Below are 1,170 nucleotides of genomic sequence, written 5' to 3'. Positions count from 1 at the left end.
ATTGGGGCTGTCCTGATGGACTTCCACGATGAATGGCTTAGTTCTACAAGAAAGTATATTAAGTTTGAACACTAAAAGACTAGTGAAACATTGTATAGTATTTTACACAAGATTATGGACTTGACTGTTTTGATACGACCGATTCCAATGTTATCTGTTCATTTGGAGTTGACATAGTCAATAATCCATTTGATTTATTGAAAAAGGTAAATTTAGAAAAAGGGCACGGTTTCAAAATTCAAGACGCTGACTCCTATGAGCATGTCGTATTACCATTATATTCATCTAGAACTAAAAAAGTAGAAATTAGGTCAGGGCTCAATCAGTGGAATGCATCAGGGAGATCAAGAAATATGGATGAAGTATATATTCCAATTCCTTCTTGGATACATCAAAAGTTTAAAGGATTTTTTAAGTATAGTTTGCTTGAAGAAAAATCAGCGAAAAATTCTCCTCCATTCGAGGTTGAACTTCCAAATAAAAATTTGATGACATGCAAAGTTGCTCAGGATAATGGAAAAGGATTAATGTCAAATCCTAATAAAGAATTGGGAAAATGGATTCTTAGAGATGTCTTAAATCTAAAATCCGGTACTATTGTGACTAAAGATTTACTTGATGAAATAGGAATTGATAGTGTTATATTGACTAAAATAAACAATGATAAATACAAGTTGGACTTTGCGAAAAGCGGGACTTATGAAAAGTTCTATAAGGATTATCGATAGTAGGCGTTTGCGACGTATCAATTTACTATTATCCTTAGCATATTCTAATCATAGATTGATTTTTAAAGTATTAGTTATCTAAAAAAATAAATTTCCAAAGGGAGAAAACTTTCATAGTATTCTCTCTTTTTTAACTAAAAAAGAAGGGAAATATAAAAATGAATAATAAATATCGTCAAGCAATCTCGCTGATCAGCATGTTATCGGTGATGATTGCTTTTTTTGTACCATCAGTGATTGCAATTGCCGCAACAGTTACGGATACTAAGGTAGCGGATTATGTGTCCACGTGGCATCTAAATCGAACGAGTGGAGTGTAAGCGCCTGATAAAACAGTATCTATCATCTGCTGCCACCCCCAAGTAAACTTGAGCTAACAAATAACTATGGAGGTGGCATATTTGCATAAACAAAATGAAATAATCCCTATTCAACTCATCGA

Annotated in this window: 1 protein-coding gene; it reads left to right on the top strand. The window is 33.2% G+C overall.

Annotated features, from left to right (window positions below; translation table 11 throughout):
- The first annotated feature begins 197 nt into the window (after positions 1-197).
- Entirely contained in the window at positions 198-728 is a 531-nt protein-coding gene (locus tag CBF27_RS13975; protein WP_170175132.1) for a phospholipase D-like domain-containing protein, read from the top strand.
- Positions 729-1,170 lie beyond the last annotated feature (442 nt).

Source organism: Vagococcus acidifermentans (genome assembly GCF_003987655.1).
Lineage (GTDB): Bacteria > Bacillota > Bacilli > Lactobacillales > Vagococcaceae > Vagococcus_B > Vagococcus_B acidifermentans.
Note: the sequence above shows the minus strand (reverse complement) of the source record. Positions and strands in the feature narration are given on the sequence as shown.